This window comes from Sphingomonas sp. LM7, from assembly GCF_002002925.1.
Taxonomy (GTDB): Bacteria; Pseudomonadota; Alphaproteobacteria; order Sphingomonadales; family Sphingomonadaceae; genus Sphingomonas.
Genome location: NZ_CP019511.1, coordinates 2,671,560 through 2,694,053 on the forward strand (window position 1 = coordinate 2,671,560; position 22,494 = coordinate 2,694,053).

The following is a 22,494-nucleotide window of genomic DNA, read 5'->3' on the forward strand; positions in this document are numbered from 1 at the left end:
GGGGAGGGGCCCATCTCGTGAGATTTCAATGACCGAACCGCTTCGCATCGCACTCGCCGGCCTCGGAACCGTCGGCGCGGGCGTCATTCGCTTGCTCGACACCAATGGCGAGCTGATCGCGCGGCGCGCGGGGCGGCCGATCGAAGTGGTGGCAGTCTCGGCACGCGACCGCTCCAAGGATCGCGGCGTCGACATCACGCGCTTCGACTGGGTCGATGATCCTGCCGAGCTGGCCCGCCATTCGCGCGCGGACGTCGTGGTCGAACTGGTCGGCGGGTCGGACGGCCCTGCCCTTGCACTCGCCCGCGCCGCGCTCGGCGCCGGCAAGAGCTTCGTCACTGCCAACAAGGCAATGATCGCCCATCATGGCCTTGAGCTCGCCCGCGCCGCGGAAAGCGCCAATCTCGCGCTCAAGTTCGAAGCTGCAGTCGCCGGCGGCGTGCCGGTGATCAAGGGCCTGCGCGAAGGCGCTGCCGCCAACGTGATCGGCCGGGTCTATGGCATCCTCAACGGCACCTGCAATTTCATCCTGTCGAAGATGGAAGCCGAAGGCCGCGACTTTTCGGAAATCCTGAGCGAAGCCCAGGCGCTGGGCTATGCCGAAGCGGACCCCAGCTTCGACATCGACGGCGTCGATGCCGCGCACAAGCTCTCTATCCTCGCCAGCGTCGCGTTCGGCGCGCAGCCGGCGTTCGGCGACGTCGCAATCACCGGCGTGCGCCACGTCCTGGCCGCCGACATCGCCGAGGCGGCGGCACTCGGCTATCGTGTCCGCCTGCTCGGCGTCGCGGACTCCGGCCCGCATGGCCTGTTTCAGCGCGTCCACCCGCACCTCGTCCCGCTCAGCCACCCGCTCGCACATGTCGTCGGCTCGACCAATGCCGTCGTTGCCGAGGGCAATTTCGTTGGCCGCCTGCTGTTCCAGGGCGCCGGCGCCGGCGACGGCCCCACGGCTTCCGCAGTCGTTGCCGACCTGATCGACATCGCCCGCGGCGAATTCGGCCCGCCTTATGCGATGCCCGCCGATGCGCTCGCCGCGCAGGACGCCGCCGACAGCGGCGAGCGCCGTGCACGCGCCTATGTTCGCCTCAACGTCGCCGACAAGGTCGGCGTGCTCGCCGAGATCGCCGCGGCGATGCGCGACGCCGGCGTCTCGATTGAAAGCCTGATCCAGCGCGGCGCCAACCCCGACGGCAGCGTGCTCGTCGCGATCGTCACCCATGAAGGCCCCGAGCGCAGCGTCGCCCGGGCGCTCGAAAAGCTGCGCGGCTCGCAGAGCCTGGTCGGCGAACCGATGTGGATGCACATCCTCGGGGAGTGAGGTGAATCTGCATTGATTCCCCTCCCTGCAAGGGAGGGGCCGGGGCAGGTATCGGCGCGCAGGGCTTGATGCCCTGCTCGACGATCGAAACTGGGCGATTGAGACTTTGACCGCGCAGACCCGCGCACCTACCCCCAATCCCTCCCTTGCAGGGAGGGGAGAAATTGCCTCATGGCGCCGGCGCGCGCCGCACATAGCCACCATTCCCCAGCCCCACGGTCACCCCCACGCCGACCGATCCGCATTTGGCCATGAACGGCCCTTGCCCGCACTCCACGATGCCCTGCGCCTCGCGCGTCATGATCGGTGCGAGCTGGGCATTGGCGTCGTTTCTGGGATTGTACGCCGGCACTAGCGGCAGCTGATGGCGATAGGCATCGCGCCGAGCGCAGACGACGATCTCCTGCTCATCCTCGGTGGCCTTGCAGGGCACGTCGGCAGCGGTCTTCGTCCGATATTCGGCGATGGCCGCCGTAATCGCCGGCGCATCCTGGACCAGCATCAGCAACGGCAACAGCACGCGCATTTCCTTCCGCTTGCGACGAAACGAGGCTGACGCAAGGTTGTGGCGAAAATGCGATGCCCCTGACAGCGCTAGCAGCCTCGACAGTGCAACATGCGCCGCCTATCGCCACCTGAGTTCTGCAAGGGGATTACCAGCCGATGACCGCCGCCAGCACCGTTCTCGATCGTGTTCTCGTGCTCGAAATGGTGCGCGTCACCGAAGCGGCGGCGATCGCCGCGTCGAGCCTGGTCGGGCGCGGCGACGAGAAGGCGGCCGACCACGTCGCCGTCGAGGCGATGCGCGAGGCGCTCAACTCGCTCTACATGGACGGCACCGTGGTGATCGGCGAAGGCGAGCGCGACGAGGCGCCGATGCTCTATATCGGCGAGAAGGTCGGCAGCGCGATCGGCACCGGCCCCAAGATCGACATCGCGCTCGATCCGCTGGAAGGCACTACGATCTGCGCCAAGGCCGGTCCGAACGCGCTCGCGGTGCTCGCCGTCGCCGAGCATGGCGGCCTGCTCAACGCGCCCGACGTCTATATGGACAAGATCGCGGTCGGCCCGGGCTACCCCGACGGCGTGATCGATCTCGCCAAGTCGCCGACCGACAATGTGAAGTCGCTCGCCGCCGCCAAGGGCGTCGAGCCCCATGAGATCATCGTCTGCGTGCTCGATCGCCCGCGCCACGAGAAGATGATCTCCGAGCTGCGCGCGATCGGCTGCGGCATCGTGCTGATCGGCGACGGCGATGTCGCGGGCGTGATCGCCACTACCAATCCCGACACCACGATCGACATGTATATGGGTTCTGGCGGCGCGCCTGAGGGCGTGCTCGCCTGCGCGGCGCTGCGCTGCGTCGGCGGCCAGTTCAAGGGCCGTCTGGTGTTCCGCAACGACGACGAGCGCGCCCGCGCACGCAAATGGGGCATCGAGGATCTCGACAAGATCTACGACCTCACCGAACTCGCCAAGGGCGACTGCATCTTTGCGGCCACAGGCGTGACTGACGGCTCGCTGCTCGAAGGCGTCAAGCGCGTTCGCGGCAAGATGACCACCGAGAGCGTCGTCATGCGCGCCAGCTCGGGCACCGTGCGCTGGGTCAAGGGCGAGCACCGGCTCGATTGAAATTGAAATTCCTCCCTCGCGCAGCGGGGGAGGTATTAGCGAGCGCAGGCCGCCTGAATGTCGGGCCCTTGCCCCATCTTATCCCGCGCCTTACCCCTCCCCGCACACTATCCGGGAGTAGGGCATGCGCAGGTTGGGTTTCGTGGCACTGGCAGCCCTGGCCGCCCCCCTCGCGGCACACGCCCAGCCGGCCGCCCCGGCCACCACCGCCGAAGCCGCTTTCAGCTACGAAGAAATCATGGTGCCGATGCGTGACGGGGCGATGCTCCAGACCGTCATCCTCCGTCCGCGCGGCAAGCCCGGCAAGCTGCCGATCCTGCTCCAGCGCACGCCGTACGGCGTCCCCGGCCAGGCGCCCGCAAGCATCCCCGCCTCGATGCGCTTCCTGATGGAGGACGGCTACATCCTGGTCTTCCAGAACATGCGCGGCCAGTTCAAGTCGGACGGCGACTTCACCATGTCGATGGCGCTGGACGCCAAGGGCAAGAAGGATGTGGACGAGGCGACCGACGCCTGGGACAGCGTCGACTGGCTGGTCAAGAACGTCGCCGGCAACAACGGCAAGGTCGGGATGTGGGGCGTGTCATACCCCGGCTATGCCTCCGCCGTAGCGCTCGCCCGCCCGCACCCGGCGCTCAAGGCCGTCAGCCCGCAGGCGGCGTGGAACGACTGGTGGATCAACGACGATCTCCACCGCTACGGCGCCGCGCGTCTCTCCTATCTCACCGACTGGCTGTTCAGCCTGCAGAACAACGATCAGGGCGATGATTTCGACTATGGCGGCAAGACGCCGGTCGACACCTATGACTGGTTCCTCAAGCTTGGTCCGGTCGAGAATCTCGACAAGCTCTATTTCAAGGGTTCGGTCCCGCAATTCTCCGCGATGATCGAGCATCCCGATTACGACGATTTCTGGAAGCGCCAGCGCTGGACCGACAAGCTCGGCCGCACGACGGTGCCCACGCTCCATGTCGCGGGATTCTGGGATCAGGAAGACCCGCTGGGCACTTGGAAGATCTACGAGAAGATGGAAGCGAACGACCCCGACGGGCTCAACCTGATCGTCGGCGGTCCCTGGGCACACGGCACGTGGCACACGCCCGGCAGCGATGTGGGCTATGTGAAATTCGGCAAGGAGAGCGGCACCGATTTCATGCGCGACATTGAAGCGCCTTTCTTCGCGCATTGGCTACACGGCAAAGGCGCCCGTCCCAACTTCGAAGCCAAGATGTTCCAAAGCGGCTCGTGGGAATGGAAATCCTACGCCAAATGGCCCGCTCGCGGCACCACGCTGACCAACCTCTATCTCCAGCCCGACGGCACCTTGTCGTTCACCGCGCCCGCCGACGCCGGCCAGTGCCGCGAATACGTGTCCGATCCCGCCAATCCGGTGCCGTTCCGCGAGCGCCCGATCTCGCGCACCTACCCCTCGCAGGAATGGCGCTGGTGGGAGGCCGCCGACCAGCGCTTCGTCAATCACCGCCCCGACGTGCTGAGCTACACCAGCGCCCCACTTGAGGCCGACCTCACCGTCACCGGCGACATCGCCGCCAAGCTGATGGCCTCGACGTCGGGCACCGACAGCGACTTCGTCGTCAAGCTGATCGATGTCCTGCCCGACGACTACGAGCCCGCCCGCCCCGGCACGCTCGGCGAATATCCGCGCACATTGAACGGCTATCAGTTCCCGATCGCGATGGAGGTCCGCCGCGGCCGCTATCTCGCAAGCTTCGAGAAGGCGACCCCGCTCACCCCGAACAAGGTCGTCGCCTGGGACGTCGCGCTGCGCGATCACGACCACGTATTCAAGAAGGGCCACCGGATCATGGTGCAGGTCCAGTCGAGCTGGTTCCCGGTGATCGACCGAAATCCGCAGAAATTCGTACCCAATATCTACAAGGCTGCGCCCGGGGACTTCGTCAAGGCAACCCAGCGCGTCTGCGGCGGATCGCTGGTGGCACTGCCCATCGTCAAATAGCGACGCCTGCTCCGGCTCCATGTCGCTTTGTTGTTTCGGAGCGGCGTGCCGGCCCCTAATATCGGTGCAACGGAGGGGCAGATGGGTATTTTCGATTTTCTTTCGAACCAGTTCGTCGATGTCATCGATTGGGTCGACGAGCCCGGCACGCTCGCGATCCGCTATCCGATGGAAAATCGTGAGATCCAGAACGGCGCGCAGCTGACCGTGCGCGCGGGCCAGACCGCGCTCTTTTATAACGAAGGCGAGCTCGCCGACGCCTTCGTTCCCGGCCTCTACACGCTCGAGACCGGAAATCTGCCCGTGCTCACCGCGGTGATGAACTGGGACAAGGGCTTCAATTCCCCCTTCAAGGCCGATGTCTATTTCTTCAGCCAGAAGGAGCAGACCGGGCTCAAATGGGGCACGCAGCAGCCGATCACGGTGCGCGACAAGGAGTTCGGCCCGTTACGCGTCCGCGCGTTCGGCTCCTATTCGTTCAGCGTCGAGAGCGTGTCGACCTTCGCGATCAAGATGATGGGCTCGCTGGAAAAACTGACCATCGCCGATCTCGAGCCGCAGTTGCGCGGCGCGATTGCCACCGCGATCGCCTCGGCGCTCGGCACCGGCGAAATCGCATTCCTCGACCTTGCCGCGAACCAGACTGCGCTGTCCGAGAAGCTCAAGGCCGCAGTCGAGCCCGCCTTTGCGCAATGGGGGCTGAGCTGCACCAGCTTCTTCATCGAGAGCCTGTCGCTGCCCGAGGAGGTCCAGGCGCATCTCGACAAGGCGAGCTCGATGCGCGTCGTCGGCGACCTCGACCGTTTCGTCCGCTTCCAGAGCGCGCAGGCGATCGAGACTGCGGCGGGGCAGTCGGGCGGCGTCGCGGGTGCCGGCGCGGGCATGGCCGCCGGCATGGCGATCGGCCAGAGCATGGCCGGCGGCATCGGCGCCCCGGCGGCACCTGCCGCCGCGCCGGGCGAGGACGCCTATGCCCAGATCGAAAAGCTCCACAAACTGGTGACGATCGGCGCGATCACCCAGGAGGAGTTCGACGCCAAGAAGGCCGAGCTGCTGGGCCGCATCCGCTGAACGCATGAGCCTGCACCTCCCCTGCCCCAATTGCGGCGCGGACGTCGTGTTCCGCTCGCCGGCATTGCCCAACCGCGTCTGCGACTATTGCCGATCGATGCTGGTGCGCAGCGATGCCGGCGTGGCCAGGGTCGGCGAAGTCGCGGCGCTGCCCTTCGACGTCAGCCCGGTCCGGATCGGCATGCGCGGCACTGCCGATGGCAAGCGCTTCGAAGTCATCGGCCGCGTCCGCTGGGCGTGGACCGACGGCGCGTGGAACGAATGGCTGCTGCTGTTCGAAGACGGGAGCAATGCCTGGCTCGGCGAGGCGATGGGCCAGTTCATGCTGCTTTGGGAGCAGCCGATCGGCAAGGTACGCTCGCGAATGCTGCGCGAAATCCTGAACGGTAGGGATGCAGTACCGGGCACGGAAGTGCAGCTCGACAATCAGAAGCTGGTCATCGCCGATGCGCGCGACGTGACGTGCATCGCCGCCGAGGGCGAGCTGCCCTTCACCGCCACGAGCGGATGGAAGCTTTACAGCGTCGATCTGCGCGGTCGCGGCGGCGAATGCGCGACGCTCCAGCGCGACGGCGCCGAGACGAGCTTCTATCAGGGCCGCTATGTGACGCTCGCCGAGCTTGCCCCACGCGGGCTGCGCGCAATCGAAGGCTGGGCGCTCCCCCCTTATGCAGCCTGAGCCCGTGGCCCCGCCCGCCCCCGCGGCGCGCGCGCTGACCTGCCCGTCGTGTGGCGGCGGCGTCGAGCTGCGCGCGGCGGGCTACACCGTCCATGTCGCGTGCCAATATTGCGGCTCGATCCTCGACGTCACCGATCCGCAGGTGAAGCTGGTCACGCAATACTACCAGCAGGCCGCCGCGCTCGAGATCTCGCTCGGCACCCGCGGCGTGCTGCGCGGTGTCGAATGGGAAGCGATCGGCTATCTCCAGCGCTCCGAGAACGGCGCCTATGGCTGGGAAGAATATCTGCTGTTCAATCCCTATCACGGCTATCGCTGGCTGGTGAAGGTGCGCGGCGGCTGGAGCCTGGGCGAGGCGCTCACGGTCACGCCCGATTGGGTGTCCTACGATACGCTGCGGATCGGCGGCGAGTTCGTCACGCATTTCTTCGGCGATGGCGAGGCGCAGGTCGATTACGTCCTCGGCGAATTCTATTGGCGCGTCGCGGTCGGCGAGCGCGTCCAGACCGACGACTGGGTCCGCCCCGGCGTGATGCTGTCTCGCGAGAAGAACGCCAACGAAGTCAGCTGGACGCGGAGCGAGCTGCTGCCCGCGAAGGAGATGCAGAAGGCGTTCGGCGTCGAACCCGAGGGAAAGATCTGGCCGCCGCTGCCGCACCAGCCCTCGCCCTATGGCAATTGGCTCAAGACCGGATTCGCGATCGCGATTGCTGCGGTGGTTTTCCTGCTGGCGTTCGCGCTCCAGTTCGGCGGCACGCAATGGTCGGCCGCGGGCACCTTTCCGATTACCGCCGATGGGCGCGAGCAGAGCGTGACGCTTGGCCCGATCAACCTGCTGCGCCGTTACCAGAGCGTGCACCTCCGCGCCGATGTGCCGCGGCTGGAGAATGGCTGGGTCGATCTCGATTACAGCCTCGTCGATCGCACGACCCAACAGGTCTATCAGGCCTATGGCGCCGCCGAGCGCTATTCCGGCTATGATTCGGATGGCTCCTGGACCGAGGGCTCCCGTCGATCGAGCGTCTCGATCGCCAGCGTGCCGACCGGCAGCTACGATCTCGTCGTCGACTATAAGGGCAATCGCTGGAGCGGTGCGAGCGGCGGTTCTAGTAGCGATCCAGGCTGGATGGACTCAGCGAACCAGCCCGAAGTGAAAGTCGAGATTCGCCAGGGCGCGCTCTATGCCTCGAACCTGCTGCTCGCACTGAGCCTGATCGTATTGCCGCTGCTGTTTGCGCTGATCGCGCACACCAGCTTCGAAACCGCACGCAAAAACGAGAGCGACTTCGCTCCCTCAGGCGACGATGACGAGGAGGACGACGAATGAGCACGCGCACCTTTCTTTACGCGCTCTGGTGCCTCGGTGTGGCGGGACTGTTCATGCTGGGCAGCGTCTTCGCCTGGTCGCCCTTCGCCGAAGGCAGCCGCGCACGCCCCGTTACCGGCGTGTTCGTCGGCCCCACACACAAATAGGAGGAACGATATGGTGACCAGCCTGCCTGCCGTGCTCAGCACGCTGCTTTATTCGGCGATCGGCATCGTCGTGTTCGTGATCGGCTTCGTGGTGCTCGACTTGCTCACCCCCGGGAAATTGTGGGAAGAAATCGGGCAAAAGCAGAATGTTGCGGTGGCGATCTTCGCCGGTGCCGGCGCGATCGGGCTCGCGATCATCGTCGCCGCCGCGATACATGGCTGAAGCCGACCCCGTACGACCCAAGCCCAGAGCGTCCGCACCCGCCGCGGCGCTGCTTGCGTCCGCCTTCGTCGTATCGACCTGCGGGCTGATCTACGAGCTGCTCGCGAGCACGCTGGCGAGCTATCTGCTTGGCGACAGCGTCACCCAATTCTCCACCGTCATCGGCAGCTATCTGTTCGCAATGGGCGTGGGGAGCTGGTGCTCACGCTATGTCCGGAAGGACGAGCTGCGGCTGTTCGTCCGCGTCGAGCTGCTGATCGCCTTGCTTGGTGGCTGCTCGGCGGCGGCGCTGTTCCTGCTCTTCCCGGTGGTCGACCATTTCCGGGTGGCACTCTACGGCCTCGTCCTCGCGATCGGCTTCCTCGTCGGGCTCGAAATCCCGCTGCTGATCCGCATCCTGCGCGGCTTCGACTTCCGCGAGACCGTGTCGAACGTCCTCACCTTCGACTATGTCGGCGCGCTGGTCGCGTCGCTGCTCTTCCCGCTGCTGCTGATGCCGCATCTCGGCATGATCCGCACCGGCTTCCTGTTCGGCATCTTCAATGCCGCGGTAGCTCTCGCCGTGCTGTTCGCGCTGCCGCGGACTGCGCGGTATCGCAGCGAGAAGGTGGCGTCGCTGCTCGTGCTGCTCGTGCTCGGCGCCGGCTTCGTCGCGTCGGACCGGCTCCAGCGCTGGGCCGAAGTCGCGAGCTATGGCGAGCCAGTGATCTATGCCACCAGCACCAAATTCCAGCGCATCGTCCTTACGCGGCGTGACGACGATGTCCGGCTGTACCTCAACGGCAACCTCCAATTCTCGTCGCGCGACGAATATCGCTATCACGAGGCGCTGGTGCATCCCGCGCTCGGCCGCGTCGCCAACCCGCGCAACGTGCTGATCATGGGCGGCGGCGACGGGCTCGCAGCGCGCGAAGTGCTCAAGAACAAGGCGGTGCAGCGCCTGACGCTGGTCGACCTCGATGGCGAGATGACCAGCCTGTTTTCGCGCACCGCGATGCTGTCCAAGCTCAACGGAGGCTCGCTCACCGATCTGCGGATGACGGTGATCAATGCCGACGGCTTCCGCTGGGCGCGCGAGGCAGCCCAGAATGGACTTGAGGGCAAATACGACGCGATCATCGTCGATTTTCCCGATCCGGTCGATTATTCGGTTGGCAAGCTCTACACCGAAACCTTCTACCGCGCCGCGCGGAAGCTGCTCGCGCCGGGCGGGATGATGGCGATCCAGAGCACCTCGCCGCTGGTCGCGCCGCGCGCATACTGGACCGTCGCGACGACACTCGAAGCCGCCGGGCTCCAGACCCGCGGCTACCACGTCTATGTGCCGAGCTTCGGCGAATGGGGCTTCTTCCTCGCCGCCAACGGCCCGATCCCGCAGCAGGCAAATATCCCGCCCGGCCGCTTCCTCACTGCGACGATCGACCAAAGGCTGTTCGATTTCCCGCCCGACATGGCGCGGCGGCCAACCTCGGTGAACCGGCTCGACAACCAGGTGCTGGTCCGCGAGTTCGCCGACGCCTGGGACAAATATGAAGGCTGACCGCCGCACCCTGCTCGGCCTGGGCGCCGCCGCAGTTGCTGCGGGCGGGGGCGGGCTGGCCTATGCGCTGGGGCATGCCGCACCGTTGCCCGAAGGTACGCTAGCGGGGGCCGACATAGCGCGCGGGCACCGGCTGCGCGATGGCAATTTCCCAGCGCCCAGCCGACAGGAAGAAGTCGATCTGGTCATCGCCGGCGGGGGCGTCGCCGGGCTTTCGGCAGGCTGGCGGATGGCCGATGCGGGGTTCGATCGTTTTCGGTTGCTCGAGCTGGAAGACAGCGTCGGCGGCAATGCCCGCAGCGGCCGCAACGCGGTTTCCGCCTATCCGCTCGGCGCACATTATCTGCCGGTCGCCAACCAGGAAGCGAAGGCGCTCCAGCATCTGCTGCGCCAGCTCGGGATGATCACCGGCGACAGGGACGGCGTGCCGGTCTACGACTCCGAACAGCTCTGCGCCGATCTGCAGGAGCGTTTCTTCTGGCAGGGCCGCTGGCAGGAAGGGCTGATCCCGCGCACTGGCATCACCGCGCGGGACCGTCAGGATCTCGCCGCGTTCGAAGCGGCGATGGCCGACTTCTCCAGCCATGTCGGCACCGACGGCAAGCCCGCCTTCGCGGTGCCGATAGCGTACAGTTCGCGCGACGCCGATTTGACCGCGCTCGATACGCTGAGCTTCGCCGCCTGGCTCGATCAGCAGGGCTGGCGCTCGCCCGTGCTGCGCGCGCACGTCCGCTATGCGATGCGCGACGATTACGGCACCGAGCCGGACGAGGTCTCGGCCTGGGCGGGCATTCACTATTTCGCCGGCCGGCGCGGCTGGGCCGTCGAGGGTGGCGACAACGAGCTCACCTGGCCCGAAGGCAATGGCCGGCTGGCACAACAGCTCGCCGGCTTCTTCCCTGATCGTATTGCGCCGGGGCGGATCGTCCACCGCGTGGCGCGCGAGGGGCAGCGCGTACTGGTCGACAGCTTCGACGTCGCCGCCAACGCCACCATCCGCACCAGCGCACGCGCCGCGATCCTGGCGATGCCGCATTTCATTGCGGCCCGGGTGTGCGGCGAGATCGGCGAGGCTTCGGCATTCAGCTATGCGCCCTGGCTGGTCGCCAATGTGACGGTCGATCGCCTGCCAGGCGGGCGCGGCGTACCGCTCGCCTGGGACAATGTGTCGAGCACCAGCGAATCGCTCGGGTATGTCGTCGCGACGCACCAGGGGCTCGATGCCGCGCACACCGGGACCGTGCTGACCTGGTATCTGCCGCTATCGACGATGCCGCCCGCCCAGGCGCGGCGGCTGCTGGTCGAGCGCCCGGCCGAGGAGTGGAAGCGCATCGTACGCGATGATCTGCTGGCGATGCATCCCGAGCTCGATAGCGCGATCACGCGGATCGACCTGTGGCGCTGGGGACATGCGATGGCGCGCCCAACGCCGGGTTTCCTGTGGCGCGGCGAGGCGATCGCGCCCAAGCCGCCGCTGTTCCTCGCCCATTCCGATCTCAGCGGCCTGTCGCTGTTCGAGGAAGCCCAGTATCACGGCGTCCGCGCCGCCGAGGCGGCGATGACGCTGCTCGGTCATGACCATGCGAGCCTGTTGTGAGCGAAGCGTATCGCGGCCATCACTTGATCGCCGACCTGCATGAGGCGGCGCATCTGACCGACGTCGCGCATATCGAGCGCTGCCTGATCGACGCCGCCGCCGCGGCCGGCGCGACCCTGCTCGACGTGCGGCTCCACAGCTTCGGCCCCGGCCAGGGCGTGACCGGCATGGCGATGCTCGCAGAATCGCACATCTCGATCCACACCTGGCCCGAATATGGCAGTGCGTGCGTCGATCTTTTCCTGTGCGGGCGCCGCCACGACCTCGACGCCGCGCTCGATACGATCGTCGCGCGGCTGGAAGCGCGGGTGGCCAAACGCACGCTGCTGACGCGGGATCTGGGGAGCTAATCCCCTCTCCCGTCGGGAGAGGGTTGCGCAGACTTGGCCCGCTTCTTCGGCAGGCCCTAGTCGGAGCTGGGTGAGGGGATCGCACTATCGAGAGCGGAAAACCCTCACCTAGCTCCCGCAGGGAGAGGAATTAGGGAGCTTCCCCAGCCACCGGCGGCGCAGGCCGCGCCAGGAATCGGCTATAGGCCCAGCTGATCCCGATCAGCACCACGCCCAATGCAAGGAACGACAGGATGCGCAGCACCCCGTCGAGCGCGGCGGCGTCGACCAGGAACACCTTGAACGTCACCAGCGTCAACAGCGCAAGCCCGGCGATGCGCAGGTCATAGACGCTCGCGGTGATCCCGCGCCACAGCCAGAACAGCGCCACGCCGAGCAGAACCGCCGAATAGCCGCCATTCTCCAAGGTGCTGATCGGCCCGGTGAGCACCGTCCCATGCGTCGCCTGGCGCACCGCGACCAGCGCTGCCGCGATGGTGAGCAATGCCGCGCCGGCGCGCACCGCGGGCGCCTTGTGCAGCGTCCACAGCCAGAAGGCGGCCAGCGCGGCGTGGAGCGTCGCCGCATTGAGCAACGGGAACGGCCCGACCTGTTGCGGCACGATCGCGGGGTTGAGCAGCAGCAGATCGAACCATATCAGCCGCACCAGTCCGAGCCCGAACAGCACCACCGCGAGCGACGGCAAGCGGCCGCTGCGCAGCAGATACCAGCCCGAAGCAAGACATGCCTGGGTGAGCAGCAAGCGCTCGACAAAGCCCAGCGCGAAGAAGCGCTCGGGCGCGCCGATCGCGAGCGCCTGCTTGGCGAGCGCATAGATCAGCAGGATGCCCACGCCGATTGCGACGCTGCCGACGAAGCGCCGCGCGCGACCAAGCTGGCGCGGATCGAGCATTGCTCCGAGCAGCGCCGCGGTCGGCAGCGCCAGCGCGCGGAACAGGTCTGGCAGCGGCGGGATGCGCAGCCAGGGCAGCCGGTCCCCTGCCAGCGACGTCGAGATCAATTCGATCAGCCCGGCCAGCGGCATTGCGGCAGCGACGAGCGCGGCAAGGTATGGCAGCGCCGGGAGTACGAACAGCGAAGGCGCCTTTGCCAGCCGCGCCCAGGCGGCAAGGCCGAGCAGGACCAGCGCAAGCGGCACGCCGAGCCAGGCATCGGGCAGGAACTGCGCGAGCCCCCATGCCGCGAGCAGACCGGCGAACAGGCTCGCCGCGGTCAGGATCGGATCGTCGGTCTCGCGCTTGTGCCGCCAGGCGAGATGTCCAGCGCCCGCAGCCGCGAGCAGGTCCAGCAAGCCCCAGATCTCCGCCGCGAGCAGCGACGGCGCACAGAGCTGCGCGACCAGCAGCGGTCCCGCGGTGCCGCCCAGCGCAAGCGCCGCCCAGCCGCGTCCGCGCGCCGCGAGCACATGGCCGGGCACGGCGAACAGCAACGTCGCGATCAGCGCCGCGATCGGCGTGGCGGCGCGTTCGGGTTGGAGCAGCGCCAGCACTTCGAGCGCCAGCAGGAAGCCCAGCGCGGCCAGCGCGGCGGGCAAGTAGATCGCCTGGCGCCATGACAGGAACAGCGCCGCAGCGGCGAGCACTAGGTAGAAGCTCCAGGCGAGCGCGCCGAAATCAAGCGACGGCGCCAGCGCCAGCAGCTGGACGAACCCGGCGACCAGTGGGGCGAGCCGCAACAACGGATTGCGCGTGCCGGTGGCGGGCAACGCCGCGCTGGCGCAGGCGGCGAGCAGCATCGTGAATGCGCCGACCGCCGACAAATCCGCTTCGCGCCCGGCCAGCGCAAAGATCAGGAAGTTGATCCAGCCGAACCCGGCGATGCTCGCGGCGAGCGCCAGCCAGCCCCAGCCGCGATGGATCGCCAGCCCGAACAGCGCAGAGATGAACAGCGCCAGATAGACGAGCAGCGGCGCGATCCCCGCGGCGTCGAACCCGGCGACGAGCGGCGCGACGAACCCGCCGATCAGCGCCATCACTGCGGTGGGCGGACCATGGCGCAGCGCCAGCCCCATCGCCGCGGCGGTGACCAACACGACCAAGACGAAGGCAGTAAGCGGCGCGATCAAATGATAGAGCGCCGCCGCCATGTAGAGCGTGCCATAGAGGCTGGCGATGCCGGCGCCGGCAAGCACCTGCGCCACGCGCGGATCTTCTGCCGTGGCGGGGAAGCGGCGCGCGGCTTCGCTGGCGGCGATCAGCGCGACGCCGAACAAGGCGGCGAGGAAGGTGCGCGTGCCAGGGCCGAGCAGCCCGCTCTCGATCGAATAGCGCACGAGGAAGAAGCCGGCGAGGACCAGCGCGGCGCCGCCGATCCAGATCGGCAGCCGTCCGCCGATCAGCGATTCGAGATTGAGCGGCGGGCGCGGCGGCGCCTCGACCGGGGCAGTCCGTATCGGCGCCGGCAGGGCATCGGCAGCGCGGGCGCGGATACGCTCGGCCGCGACGACGCGTGCCGGCGTCCGGACTTCCTCGCGAAAAGGCTCGGCGATGCCGGGTGCCTCCTGAGGAGCGCTATCGGCTGCGGCGGAAACCGGTTGCGCAGTCATCCGTGTTTGGCGATCTTCGAGCCGCTCGACGAGTGACTCGACGCGGCGCAACTCCTGTTCCACAACAGTCAGGCGCCGCAGGACCACGAAGAAGGCCGCGGCGACACCAAGGGCGAGCAGGAGCGTGAAGAGCGTCACTGGCTTCTCCTTGGCACAGCGGATTCGCGCTGTCGTGGCAAACTAGGCGTTCCCCGGGTCCGGAGTGCCAGATTTGCGGCATGATGGAGGGGAATGTGCGATGATCGTATTTGGTTCGACGCTGTCGCCTTACGTTCGCAAATGCATGGTGTTCGGCGCCGAAAAAGGGCTCGAACTCGAACTTCAGCCCGCCGGCCTCGGCCGCGGCGGGCCCGATTTCCAGGCGGCCAGCCCGTTTGGCAAGATGCCCGGCTTCAAGGATGACGATTTCCTGATCTCCGATTCGAGTGCGATCGTCACCTATCTCGAGGCCAAGTTTCCCGAGCCCAATCTCATCCCGCTCGAGCCGCGCGCGCGAGCGCGAACGATCTGGTATGACGAGATGGCCGATACGGTGATGATGGCGGCGGGCGGCGCGATCTTCGGCAATCGCTTCGTGCTGCCGCGCGTGCTCAAGCAGGAATGCGACCATGCCGCGGCCGATACCGCCGAGCATGATCTGCTGCCGTCGCTATGCGATTATCTGGAGAACGTCATCCCGGCGAGCGGCTTCCTGGTCGAGGATCGGCTGACCCTGGCGGACATCGCCGTGGCGAGCCCGTTCGCGACTCTGGGCTGCATCGGCGTCAAGGCCGACCCCAGCCGGCACCCGCGCACTGCCGCCTATGTCGAGGCGATATTGGCGCGGCCGAGCTTCGCGGCGATCATCGCCAAGGACCAGGCAATGGTTTCGGCGATGGGCGGCCCGGTAACCGCGAAGCAGGCCGCCTGAGGCTGGTCACACCCCGTGCCGCGTCCTAGAGGAGGCGGCATGCGGTTTGCCTTCACCAAATGCCATGGCTCGGGAAATGATTTCCCGCTGATCGACGCACGCGACCTCGCGCTGGACGACGCCGATTGGGCGCGCGTTGCGCAGGCGCTCGCCGACCGTAGCGGCCCGGTGGGCGGCGACGGACTGCTGCTGCTCGTCAACGGTGACAGCGACCATGCCTTCGGAATGCGGATGTTCAATTCGGACGGGTCCGAGGCGGAGACCTGCCTCAATGGCCTGCGCTGCGTGGCGCGCGCAGGATTCGAGGCGCTGGGCGTGGATACCGCGCACGTGAAGCTCAAGACGAGCTCGGCCGCAGTCGCACGCGAAGCCGAGCTTGCGCCGGGCGTCGTCACGGTGCGCACGACAGTTGGCCCCGCCTCGACCGAGCTGGCCGATGTCGGGCTGCGCGGGCCGCTGTCCGAGCTGCCGAGCGACCGCAGCTTTACGGCGGTGGCGATGCCCAACCCGCATCTCGTCACCTTCGTCGATGCCGTCGACGAAGGTGAGCTGGTGGCACTCGGCGAATATTGCGAGGGCGCCCCCGCGCTGATCCCCGGCCGCGCCAACGTCTCCTTCGTCGCGCTGCGCGGCCCCGACCTGTTCGTCCGCACCTTCGAACGCGGCGTCGGGCTGACCGACAGCTGCGGGAGCGCGATGGCCGCATCGGTGCTCGCCGCGTCGCTCACCGGCCACGTGCCGATCGACGCCGACATCCGCGTGTTCAACAAGGGCGGGCTGGTCCGCGGCCGCGCCGGCGCCGACCGCGTCGTGACGATCAGCGGCAACGCGACCTTCGTGTACGACGCGCATATCGACATCGACCTCGCGCGCGGCCGCGCCGATGCGCTCGAGATCCTCGCCCGGCGCGACGGCGAAGTCGCAGCCTGGGATGCCGCGGTCGCCGCGCTCGGCTGAGCTTGCCACGCCCCGGGCGGCTGGCTAGCCTCGCCTGACCAAGAGGCCGGACCACCGGCACCGGGGAGAGAAATGCCGATGTCGTGGGTCCGTTCGCTTGCCGTCGCCGCGCTGGTGGCGCTTCCGCTCTCGCTTGCCGCTCAGGACTCGCCGCAGGCCCCGCTTCCCAGGATCGACAAGCCCCTGCCGCCTGCCCCCGATCGCACGGCGCGGGCAAGCGTAATGCTCGCCGACTATCGCTATGACGACCTGCTCTGGGAAAATGACCGCACCGCGCATCGCATCTACGGCCATGCCCTCGAAGCCTATGAGCCCCCCTCGGGCTCGGGGATCGACAGCTGGGGCAAGAACGTCGCCTGGCCGTTCATGGACCGCCAGCTCAGGAGCGGCGACCAGCATGGCTTCCACGGCGAGGGCCTCGACAATTACAATGTCGGCACCGGGCGCGGCGCCGGCGGCCTGGGCATCTGGCTCGACAACAAGCTGTGGACGTCGCGCAACTTCATCGCGCACCGCATCCTCAGCAAGGGCCCCGCCACCGCCGATTTCGAAGTCGATTACGCCCCCTGGCCGGTCGATGTGAACCGGCGCGTCTGGGAGACGCGGCGCTTCACCCTGCCCACCGGCACCCATTTCACCCGAATGGTATCGACGATCCGCTCGGACAAGTCGGGACCTTTGGTCGTCGGGATCGGCATCGGCCGCAAGCCCACCGGCGCAGAGGGCGAGCTGACCGTCGACAAGGCGCGCGGACTGCTTTCCTGGTGGGGTCCGGAAGTGGGCGACCACGGCCGAATGGCTATCGCGCTCCGCTTCGATCCCGCGATGCTGGTCGATGTGGTCAAGGATGCCGACAACCATATCGCGCTGCTGCGCATCACGCCGGGCAAGCCCTTCGTCTATTATTCCGGCTCGGCATGGAGCCTCGGCAATGGCAGCTTCCGCGTGCGCGCCGACTGGGATCGCTATGCCGCAGCGGAACGCGTGACCTTCGCGGCCCGCTAAGGCGTCAGCGTGCCGGTATCGCCGCGGGCGGGATCACTTCGATCAGATCGTCCTGCAGGCTGACGATCGCCTCGATTTCGGCCGGACCGATCGGCCTGGCGAACGCCACGCCGAACCGCCGTCCGCTGCTCCACTGGACGCGCGCCGATCCCAGCGAAATCCCGCATGCCAGCTGGACCTGCGTGCCGACGTTGGGCGGGCTGTCGCCATAGACCAAGGCGCCGCCAGTGGAGACATTGAGCAGGTGGACTCGCTTGGGCGCGCCCGCGCCGCACCGCAGAACGGCGGGCTGGAACACCTTGATGCGGGGCGCCCCGCGCATCTGTGCGCCATGCTTGTCGGTGGCCTGCACCCTTTCCCCCCGGATCGTCATGACCATGAATCGCACAATCGAGTCCGGCGTTCCGCAAAATTGATGCTTAGCGCGGGTTAATCTTTTTCCGCGGTGCTCAGGGCAGCCGATAATGGTCCGCGAGCCGATCGAGCGCGAGGCCGAGCACCAGTTTTCCGGCGCGGCTCGGCCAGCCCAGCGCCTTTTCGGCCATGACGAGCCCCTCGCCCGCGCACACTACTCGCCACAGCACGTCGGCAAGTCCCCGCCCCGCCGCGCCCATTGCCCCATCGAACCGGCGCTTGGCGGCGATATGCGCGAGCGTCGGATCCAGCACCTCGGGCGGCCCCCGGCGGCCGCCGGCACGCGGGCTAGTGTCCCAGCGCATCGTCACGCTCGGCCCCAGCGACGCCGTCTCGTAATCGGTGCGGAGCCGCTCGCCCGCTTCGAACTGGCGCGCATCGACATGCCCCCGCGATCGCAGCCAGCTCAGCGGCGATTCGGCGAGATTGACCGTCACGGTTCGCCGTCCCCGCCGCGCGACGCCGCCAGCCACCACGCCGTCCAGGATTTCCCGCTCTGCCAGCTCGCGCATTTCGATCTCCTTTTGTTCCTATTGCTATCCGCTTGCCATGAAGTCCCGTTTGTAGGAAAGAGAAAAAACCAAATCGGTTACCGAGGTGCCTATGATCACGGCCATCCGCGAGGTTCGTCGCGCCAAGGGTCTCACGCTCGACGAAGTTGCCCAGCGCTGCGATCCGCCAACCACCGCGCAGACGATCGGGCGACTGGAGACCGGCACGCGTACCGTATCGGTGGGCTGGCTGAACCGCATCGCCAACGCGCTCGGCGTCGATGCCGCGGACTTGGTTCGCATGCCCGATCGCCCCGAAATCGCCGTCGCGGCGATCCTCGACGGCAGCGGCGCGCAGGCACCGCGGCGCCCGGCCTCGGTCGTGCCCCCGCGGGGCGAGCCCGGCCTGGTCGCAGTCACTGTCGGCGGCGGGATCGGCGATTATCGCGCGGGCGACGAGATCTGGTGCGAGCGGCTCGGCCCGGAGGCGTATGCCCGCGCGCTCAACCGCGACGTGCTGGTGCCGCGCCCCGCCGGACGCTTCCTGTTCGGCCGGCTGATCGGACGCGAGGGCGACAAGCTCCACTTGCTGCCGCTCGGCGCCGGCGCACGCCAGCAGGTGGTCACCGATCCGCCCTGGATCGCCTGTGCGGTACGGTTGGTCCGCGCACTCTAGCCTCTTGCCGAGCGCCGCGCAGAGGCGCAGTCTCCCAGCAACAATAGAGCAAGGCAGGAGGGGACTGCGATGATCAGGAAAGCGATGACGATCGCCGCCGCGCTGGCGTTCGCTGCGCCGGCGCTGGCCGAGGATTGGGACTTCGTCCTCGTCAACAACACCGGCAAGCCGATCAAGGGCGTGGAGATCTCCGCTGGCGGCGCCGGCAGCTGGGTCGCCAACAAGGTCGATCCGGAGATGAAGCGCGAAGGCGTCACCGCGGCGGGCAAGCGTATGACCGTCCATTTCGACAAGGGCTCGGGCTGCAAATACGACATCAAGGCCACCTTCGGCGACGACACCACCGCGGTCTGGTCAGGCATCAACGTCTGCGACAACGCCTATGTCACGGTGAACTACGCCAGCGGCGTGCCGACGTTCAAGGCGAGTTGAGGCACGGAGCGGCGATCGCTGTAACGCAAAAACAGCCGATCTCCACATACCCTCCAATGCCGCTCCACTAGCGAATCGGCAGAGGCAAGCAAGGAGACCGGCCGGGCGCCTAGCGAATGCGCCTGAAATGAAAGTTTCGTACGAACGGCGCTCCGGTGCCGTCGACATTGGCGGCGGCTTCGGTCATCTCCCTGCCGTCCGCAGAAACGGTATATACGCGTACCGACCCCAGAGCCTTGTTCTTGGAGAGGCTCATGACAAGCACGTCGGGAGCGGGGGAGTTTACCGCGGCGCTGTCAGCTTCGCTCGTATCGCCTTCGCCTGGCGCCATCTTGCCATCGCGTCGATATCGGATCGCCATATGCCGGACGCTGTCGTCCGGCGCGGTGATGTCAACTTTCGTGCGCCAATGGCCCGCGCCGGCGTCTTCGAAGGTGTAGATCACGCGCTTCGGAGGCGCACCATAGGTTTCCGGCATTCGTGTCAGATCTAGTTCCCATATGCCGAGAAAGGGAGAAGGCGCGGCGGTTGACGAGGACGGACTCACCGGCTGCGCAAGGGCCGGCCTGCCAACGAACGAGGCTGCGGCGATGGCGCAGAGGCAGAATCCCCTGAAGCGTGGATACGAGTACGGCATTTGACATCTCCATTTGCGAGGGCGGGGTCTCGGGTTTGGCTGTTCAGCGAAACGTCGCGTCGCGTCGCGCCACCGCTCGCCGGCGCAGGGCCTCGATCCCCGGGGCGATGCTTCCCGAAGTTGCTGCAAGCAGGGGCTGGAACGCCTAGCCGGGCGGCGCCGTCGCGGCGGAGGGAAATAGCTGGGCATGCCACCGCGCTACAATCGCGACAATTGCCAGTTCGATCACCAGAATAGCCCCTTGCAGCAGCGCCTGGATGCCGTTGAGGAAGAGCACGCCCATGAACAGGATCAGCGTCGCCGCAGCGGCCAGCGCGCCTGCTCCCAAGCGCCTGACGGCAGGCCAATCGCGGTTCAGCATTACCCAGGCGATGCGAAGATGCCCCAGGCCGATCAACAGCTGGAGAAGCGCAAGCGAAGGAATGGCGGCCTGATAGACGCTACGTACAAGCGCCTCATGCGCCTTGCCTTCCAATAGCGCGCCGGAAAGCCCCTGCTGTCCGGGATAGAGATAGGGCAGTCCAAGCAGCGCGCATCCGATCTGCAACGCCGCCATCGGAAGCATCAGGCCGAGTACCAGGGCATAGTTCGTCAGGACGAAGCGGCCTTGCTCGCGCGTCAATAGTTCGCGCCAGGCCGCGGCGAGGCAGCCCGTCGCGAACGAAAGCGGTTTTCCGTCTGCCGCGGCGGTCTCAAACTCGGCCCGCATCGCCGCCGCCCAGGCGCGGCGGCTCTCGTCGAAGCAACATACCGCCAAGGCCATTACCACACGTGCGACGGCCGACCTCATATGAGCGCCCCTCCGGAAGGGAAGGCACTGCGGTCATCGGCCCCCTGCAACGCGAGCGCAAAGCCTTCCGCGGTCAATCGATAGGCGTGACGGGCTGGCCGCCCCGGCTGCGCCGGCTCGTGCCACTCGGCCTCGACAAGGCCCTGATCGGTCATCCGCATCAGCAAGGGGTAGAGTGTCCCGGAAGAGAGACCGGTCTCCTTCATCAAATCATAGCCGTGTCGCCATTGCTGCCGCTGCACGGACAGCGAATCGAGAAGGGCACGCATCTGCTTCGAGGGTTTCCGCTTCCGAACCATGGCTCAATGCAACATATGTAGATTTAAGAGTCAACCGATCGATCTGGGCGCGCCGACATAGACTTGTCGACCGCATCCAGGCGCGCCCGGGCGTCTTGGGCAAGGCAAGAAACGACACTCTGCCCGAGGAGAAACTTCCCGAGACGAGTCTCCGAAGGCTGCCGCGCGCTTTACCGCGCTGTTCGATCAAGGGAGGGTCAGGCACCACTGCGGCGTGAGCCATTGCGGGCCATGGTGGGAAACGGGGCACCATAGTCCTTCGCCGCAGCGACCCGACGGCCGCAGACATTCTGGCTAAAGGGATGGTGGGCGCTGACGGGCTCGAACCGCCGACCCTCTCGGTGTAAACGAGATGCTCTACCAACTGAGCTAAGCGCCCTTGCTTCCTGCCGATGCCAAAAGCGGTGCGCCGGGGCAAGGCCGGTTTTCAAACGAGCCCCAACCCCGCCCGTTTCACCGCACTCGCATAGCTGCGCATTCCCTCCAGCCCCTTGGGGCTGAGCCCGATATAGGCGCGCCTGCGATCGGCCGGATCAGCCTGGCGCTCGAACAGCCCGGCTTCGTGGAGCGTGCCGATCCAGCGCAGCGCAGTGGTCGGCGGGACCGCGGCGGCGATGCACAGGCTCGATACCGATACCTGGCGCCGCTCGAGCTGCGCGGCGAACAAGTCGAGCAGCATGTCCCAGGCGGGATCGGCGAACAGTTCGTCGGCGAAGAATTGCGCGCGCATCCGCCGCGCGCGGATCACCGACCGGATTTCCGCCGCGGCAATCTCGATCGGCGGCCCGGCCTCCGGTCCGCGATAGCCGTTGTTGCGGTCGCGCACCCCGGCGCGAGTTTCGGGTTCGTCACTGCGAGTCAGCCGGGCAAGCGTCTCGGCGATCCGCGCGACTTCCTCGTTCAGCCGGCGCAGACGGACCGACTCGGTCTCGCGGTTGACGTCGTCCATCACGCCGCGGGCATGCCATTTGGCGCCGGCGATCGCGCTGACTCGCTCGGCGCGGGCGGGGCGGCAGAGGATCTGCGTACGCGGCCCGAGCAGTTGCGCGGCAACGGCGTCGATCTGTTCGGGAAGCACCGTCGCGACGATGCCGAGCGCCCGTTCCCGCGCCATCGTGTCGGCACGCGCCAGCACGATATCGAGCAGCGCATCGGGAACGGCCGCCGCTTCGATGCAGATCAGGTCGAGCCCGTCATAATTGCTCAGGTCGGTCGAGGCTTGGGCGAAGCCCACCGGCTGGCGGGCGGTGCACCCCGCCAGCGTCAGCGCCTCGACGGCCTCCGCGGCGGCTTCGGCGCTGTCAGCGATGACCAGCGCGACCGGGCCGGCGCTGGCATAGCCTTCGGGACCTTCGTGCAACATGGTCAGTCTCGCCATCGCCTGCCTCAAGTTCGTCTTCTGTTCCGGGGATGCCGCATGGCCCCGAAACGTTTGAGTCCGATTTCCTCCATTTTGGAGGTTATGAGGCGACCC

General features: G+C 67.1%; 24 protein-coding genes and 1 tRNA gene. 16 read left to right on the forward strand and 9 right to left on the reverse strand.

Annotation, left to right across the window (positions count from 1 at the left end; genetic code table 11):
• Positions 1 to 28 precede the first annotated feature (28 nt).
• Complete coding sequence (locus tag BXU08_RS12155; RefSeq protein ID WP_077510295.1) at positions 29 to 1,321, forward strand: homoserine dehydrogenase; 1,293 nt, start codon at positions 29 to 31, stop codon at positions 1,319 to 1,321.
• Positions 1,322 to 1,490: 169 nt separating this feature from the next.
• On the opposite strand, the gene BXU08_RS12160 is transcribed toward BXU08_RS12155, so the two are convergent.
• Positions 1,491 to 1,847: a hypothetical protein gene (locus tag BXU08_RS12160; RefSeq protein WP_077510296.1), complete on the reverse strand. Its 357-nt coding sequence runs from the start codon at positions 1,845 to 1,847 to the stop codon at positions 1,491 to 1,493.
• Positions 1,848 to 1,984: 137 nt separating this feature from the next.
• On the opposite strand from BXU08_RS12160, the gene glpX reads away from it, so the two are divergent.
• The 10 genes from glpX (at position 1,985) to speD (ending at position 11,864) form a co-directional block, all read left to right on the forward strand.
• Positions 1,985 to 2,953, forward strand: coding sequence for a class II fructose-bisphosphatase (gene glpX / locus BXU08_RS12165; RefSeq protein WP_077510297.1), 969 nt, complete (start codon positions 1,985 to 1,987; stop codon positions 2,951 to 2,953).
• Positions 2,954 to 3,077: 124 nt separating this feature from the next.
• A complete protein-coding gene (locus BXU08_RS12170; RefSeq protein ID WP_077510298.1) occupies positions 3,078 to 4,931 on the forward strand; it encodes a CocE/NonD family hydrolase in 1,854 nt (617 codons plus the stop codon).
• An 81-nt stretch (positions 4,932 to 5,012) separates the two neighbouring features.
• The gene (locus BXU08_RS12175; RefSeq protein WP_077510299.1) at positions 5,013 to 6,002 is read left to right on the forward strand and encodes an SPFH domain-containing protein; all 990 of its coding nucleotides are present in this window, start codon (positions 5,013 to 5,015) and stop codon (positions 6,000 to 6,002) included.
• A 4-nt stretch (positions 6,003 to 6,006) separates the two neighbouring features.
• Positions 6,007 to 6,681 (forward strand): DUF4178 domain-containing protein, encoded by a 675-nt coding sequence (locus BXU08_RS12180; protein WP_077510300.1) that lies wholly within the window; start codon positions 6,007 to 6,009, stop codon positions 6,679 to 6,681.
• A gap of 4 nt (positions 6,682 to 6,685) precedes the next feature.
• Positions 6,686 to 8,008 carry a DUF4178 domain-containing protein gene (locus BXU08_RS12185; protein ID WP_171982506.1) on the forward strand — a complete coding sequence of 441 codons (1,323 nt, stop codon included), beginning with the start codon at positions 6,686 to 6,688 and terminating at the stop codon, positions 8,006 to 8,008.
• Positions 8,005 to 8,154: a hypothetical protein gene (locus BXU08_RS20070; RefSeq protein ID WP_171982507.1), complete on the forward strand. Its 150-nt coding sequence runs from the start codon at positions 8,005 to 8,007 to the stop codon at positions 8,152 to 8,154. The genes BXU08_RS12185 and BXU08_RS20070 overlap by 4 nt, the downstream gene beginning before the upstream one ends.
• 10 nt (positions 8,155 to 8,164) lie before the next feature.
• Positions 8,165 to 8,377: a DUF350 domain-containing protein gene (locus BXU08_RS12190; protein WP_077510302.1), complete on the forward strand. Its 213-nt coding sequence runs from the start codon at positions 8,165 to 8,167 to the stop codon at positions 8,375 to 8,377.
• Positions 8,370 to 9,917 (forward strand): polyamine aminopropyltransferase, encoded by a 1,548-nt coding sequence (locus BXU08_RS12195; RefSeq protein WP_077510303.1) that lies wholly within the window; start codon positions 8,370 to 8,372, stop codon positions 9,915 to 9,917. Before BXU08_RS12190 ends, BXU08_RS12195 begins: the two co-directional genes overlap by 8 nt.
• Entirely contained in the window at positions 9,907 to 11,514 is a 1,608-nt protein-coding gene (locus BXU08_RS12200; RefSeq protein WP_077510304.1) for an FAD-dependent oxidoreductase, read from the forward strand. The genes BXU08_RS12195 and BXU08_RS12200 overlap by 11 nt, the downstream gene beginning before the upstream one ends.
• Positions 11,511 to 11,864, forward strand: coding sequence for an adenosylmethionine decarboxylase (speD, locus tag BXU08_RS12205; RefSeq protein ID WP_077510305.1), 354 nt, complete (start codon positions 11,511 to 11,513; stop codon positions 11,862 to 11,864). Before BXU08_RS12200 ends, speD begins: the two co-directional genes overlap by 4 nt.
• 130 nt (positions 11,865 to 11,994) lie before the next feature.
• On the opposite strand, the gene BXU08_RS12210 is transcribed toward speD, so the two are convergent.
• Positions 11,995 to 14,547: a DUF2339 domain-containing protein gene (locus tag BXU08_RS12210; protein ID WP_253190357.1), complete on the reverse strand. Its 2,553-nt coding sequence runs from the start codon at positions 14,545 to 14,547 to the stop codon at positions 11,995 to 11,997.
• 100 nt (positions 14,548 to 14,647) lie between these two features.
• Here BXU08_RS12210 and BXU08_RS12215 point away from each other — a divergent pair, with 100 nt between their 5' ends.
• The 3 genes from BXU08_RS12215 (at position 14,648) to BXU08_RS12225 (ending at position 17,281) form a co-directional block, all read left to right on the forward strand.
• Positions 14,648 to 15,319 carry a glutathione S-transferase family protein gene (locus BXU08_RS12215; RefSeq protein ID WP_077510307.1) on the forward strand — a complete coding sequence of 224 codons (672 nt, stop codon included), beginning with the start codon at positions 14,648 to 14,650 and terminating at the stop codon, positions 15,317 to 15,319.
• A gap of 39 nt (positions 15,320 to 15,358) precedes the next feature.
• Positions 15,359 to 16,276, forward strand: a complete 918-nt coding sequence (gene dapF / locus BXU08_RS12220) for a diaminopimelate epimerase (RefSeq protein WP_077510308.1) — start codon at positions 15,359 to 15,361, stop codon at positions 16,274 to 16,276.
• A gap of 78 nt (positions 16,277 to 16,354) precedes the next feature.
• A complete protein-coding gene (locus BXU08_RS12225; protein ID WP_077510309.1) occupies positions 16,355 to 17,281 on the forward strand; it encodes a DUF4861 family protein in 927 nt (308 codons plus the stop codon).
• Positions 17,282 to 17,285: 4 nt separating this feature from the next.
• On the opposite strand, the gene BXU08_RS12230 is transcribed toward BXU08_RS12225, so the two are convergent.
• Positions 17,286 to 17,633, reverse strand: a complete 348-nt coding sequence (locus BXU08_RS12230) for a PilZ domain-containing protein (RefSeq protein ID WP_171982508.1) — start codon at positions 17,631 to 17,633, stop codon at positions 17,286 to 17,288.
• 97 nt (positions 17,634 to 17,730) lie between these two features.
• Positions 17,731 to 18,207, reverse strand: coding sequence for a DUF6456 domain-containing protein (locus BXU08_RS12235; protein ID WP_077510311.1), 477 nt, complete (start codon positions 18,205 to 18,207; stop codon positions 17,731 to 17,733).
• Positions 18,208 to 18,298: 91 nt separating this feature from the next.
• On the opposite strand from BXU08_RS12235, the gene BXU08_RS12240 reads away from it, so the two are divergent.
• Both BXU08_RS12240 and BXU08_RS12245 read left to right on the forward strand, forming a co-directional pair.
• The gene (locus BXU08_RS12240) at positions 18,299 to 18,862 is read left to right on the forward strand and encodes a helix-turn-helix domain-containing protein (protein WP_077510312.1); all 564 of its coding nucleotides are present in this window, start codon (positions 18,299 to 18,301) and stop codon (positions 18,860 to 18,862) included.
• 69 nt (positions 18,863 to 18,931) lie between these two features.
• Positions 18,932 to 19,294 (forward strand): hypothetical protein, encoded by a 363-nt coding sequence (locus BXU08_RS12245; RefSeq protein WP_077510313.1) that lies wholly within the window; start codon positions 18,932 to 18,934, stop codon positions 19,292 to 19,294.
• A 109-nt stretch (positions 19,295 to 19,403) separates the two neighbouring features.
• On the opposite strand, the gene BXU08_RS12250 is transcribed toward BXU08_RS12245, so the two are convergent.
• From BXU08_RS12250 to BXU08_RS12270, 5 genes are all read right to left on the reverse strand, one after another.
• Positions 19,404 to 19,931 carry a hypothetical protein gene (locus BXU08_RS12250; protein ID WP_253190358.1) on the reverse strand — a complete coding sequence of 176 codons (528 nt, stop codon included), beginning with the start codon at positions 19,929 to 19,931 and terminating at the stop codon, positions 19,404 to 19,406.
• Between the two features lie 145 nt (positions 19,932 to 20,076).
• Complete coding sequence (locus BXU08_RS12255) at positions 20,077 to 20,721, reverse strand: hypothetical protein (RefSeq protein WP_253190359.1); 645 nt, start codon at positions 20,719 to 20,721, stop codon at positions 20,077 to 20,079.
• Entirely contained in the window at positions 20,718 to 20,990 is a 273-nt protein-coding gene (locus tag BXU08_RS12260) for a PadR family transcriptional regulator (protein WP_077512346.1), read from the reverse strand. The genes BXU08_RS12255 and BXU08_RS12260 overlap by 4 nt, the downstream gene beginning before the upstream one ends.
• 333 nt (positions 20,991 to 21,323) lie before the next feature.
• Positions 21,324 to 21,399: transfer RNA gene (locus BXU08_RS12265), tRNA-Val, on the reverse strand.
• A 48-nt stretch (positions 21,400 to 21,447) separates the two neighbouring features.
• Positions 21,448 to 22,398 (reverse strand): winged helix DNA-binding protein, encoded by a 951-nt coding sequence (locus tag BXU08_RS12270; RefSeq protein WP_077510316.1) that lies wholly within the window; start codon positions 22,396 to 22,398, stop codon positions 21,448 to 21,450.
• Positions 22,399 to 22,494 lie beyond the last annotated feature (96 nt).

What these genes read in the sequence shown, in the direction of transcription:
- BXU08_RS12160 (WP_077510296.1), bottom strand. Translation starts at nt 1,847, where the DNA reads ATGCGCGTGCTGTTGCCGTTGCTGATGCTGGTCCAGGATGCGCCGGCG.
- BXU08_RS12200 (WP_077510304.1), top strand. Translation starts at nt 9,907, where the DNA reads ATGAAGGCTGACCGCCGCACCCTGCTCGGCCTGGGCGCCGCCGCAGTT.
- BXU08_RS12175 (WP_077510299.1), top strand. Translation starts at nt 5,013, where the DNA reads ATGGGTATTTTCGATTTTCTTTCGAACCAGTTCGTCGATGTCATCGAT.
- dapF (WP_077510308.1), top strand. Translation starts at nt 15,359, where the DNA reads ATGCGGTTTGCCTTCACCAAATGCCATGGCTCGGGAAATGATTTCCCG.
- BXU08_RS12215 (WP_077510307.1), top strand. Translation starts at nt 14,648, where the DNA reads ATGATCGTATTTGGTTCGACGCTGTCGCCTTACGTTCGCAAATGCATG.
- BXU08_RS12270 (WP_077510316.1), bottom strand. Translation starts at nt 22,398, where the DNA reads ATGGCGAGACTGACCATGTTGCACGAAGGTCCCGAAGGCTATGCCAGC.
- BXU08_RS12180 (WP_077510300.1), top strand. Translation starts at nt 6,007, where the DNA reads ATGAGCCTGCACCTCCCCTGCCCCAATTGCGGCGCGGACGTCGTGTTC.
- BXU08_RS12255 (WP_253190359.1), bottom strand. Translation starts at nt 20,721, where the DNA reads ATGAGGTCGGCCGTCGCACGTGTGGTAATGGCCTTGGCGGTATGTTGC.
- BXU08_RS12190 (WP_077510302.1), top strand. Translation starts at nt 8,165, where the DNA reads ATGGTGACCAGCCTGCCTGCCGTGCTCAGCACGCTGCTTTATTCGGCG.
- BXU08_RS12195 (WP_077510303.1), top strand. Translation starts at nt 8,370, where the DNA reads ATGGCTGAAGCCGACCCCGTACGACCCAAGCCCAGAGCGTCCGCACCC.
- BXU08_RS12235 (WP_077510311.1), bottom strand. Translation starts at nt 18,207, where the DNA reads ATGCGCGAGCTGGCAGAGCGGGAAATCCTGGACGGCGTGGTGGCTGGC.
- BXU08_RS12245 (WP_077510313.1), top strand. Translation starts at nt 18,932, where the DNA reads ATGATCAGGAAAGCGATGACGATCGCCGCCGCGCTGGCGTTCGCTGCG.
- BXU08_RS12250 (WP_253190358.1), bottom strand. Translation starts at nt 19,931, where the DNA reads ATGCCGTACTCGTATCCACGCTTCAGGGGATTCTGCCTCTGCGCCATC.
- BXU08_RS12170 (WP_077510298.1), top strand. Translation starts at nt 3,078, where the DNA reads ATGCGCAGGTTGGGTTTCGTGGCACTGGCAGCCCTGGCCGCCCCCCTC.
- BXU08_RS12240 (WP_077510312.1), top strand. Translation starts at nt 18,299, where the DNA reads ATGATCACGGCCATCCGCGAGGTTCGTCGCGCCAAGGGTCTCACGCTC.
- BXU08_RS12225 (WP_077510309.1), top strand. Translation starts at nt 16,355, where the DNA reads ATGTCGTGGGTCCGTTCGCTTGCCGTCGCCGCGCTGGTGGCGCTTCCG.
- glpX (WP_077510297.1), top strand. Translation starts at nt 1,985, where the DNA reads ATGACCGCCGCCAGCACCGTTCTCGATCGTGTTCTCGTGCTCGAAATG.
- BXU08_RS12155 (WP_077510295.1), top strand. Translation starts at nt 29, where the DNA reads ATGACCGAACCGCTTCGCATCGCACTCGCCGGCCTCGGAACCGTCGGC.
- BXU08_RS20070 (WP_171982507.1), top strand. Translation starts at nt 8,005, where the DNA reads ATGAGCACGCGCACCTTTCTTTACGCGCTCTGGTGCCTCGGTGTGGCG.
- BXU08_RS12260 (WP_077512346.1), bottom strand. Translation starts at nt 20,990, where the DNA reads ATGCGTGCCCTTCTCGATTCGCTGTCCGTGCAGCGGCAGCAATGGCGA.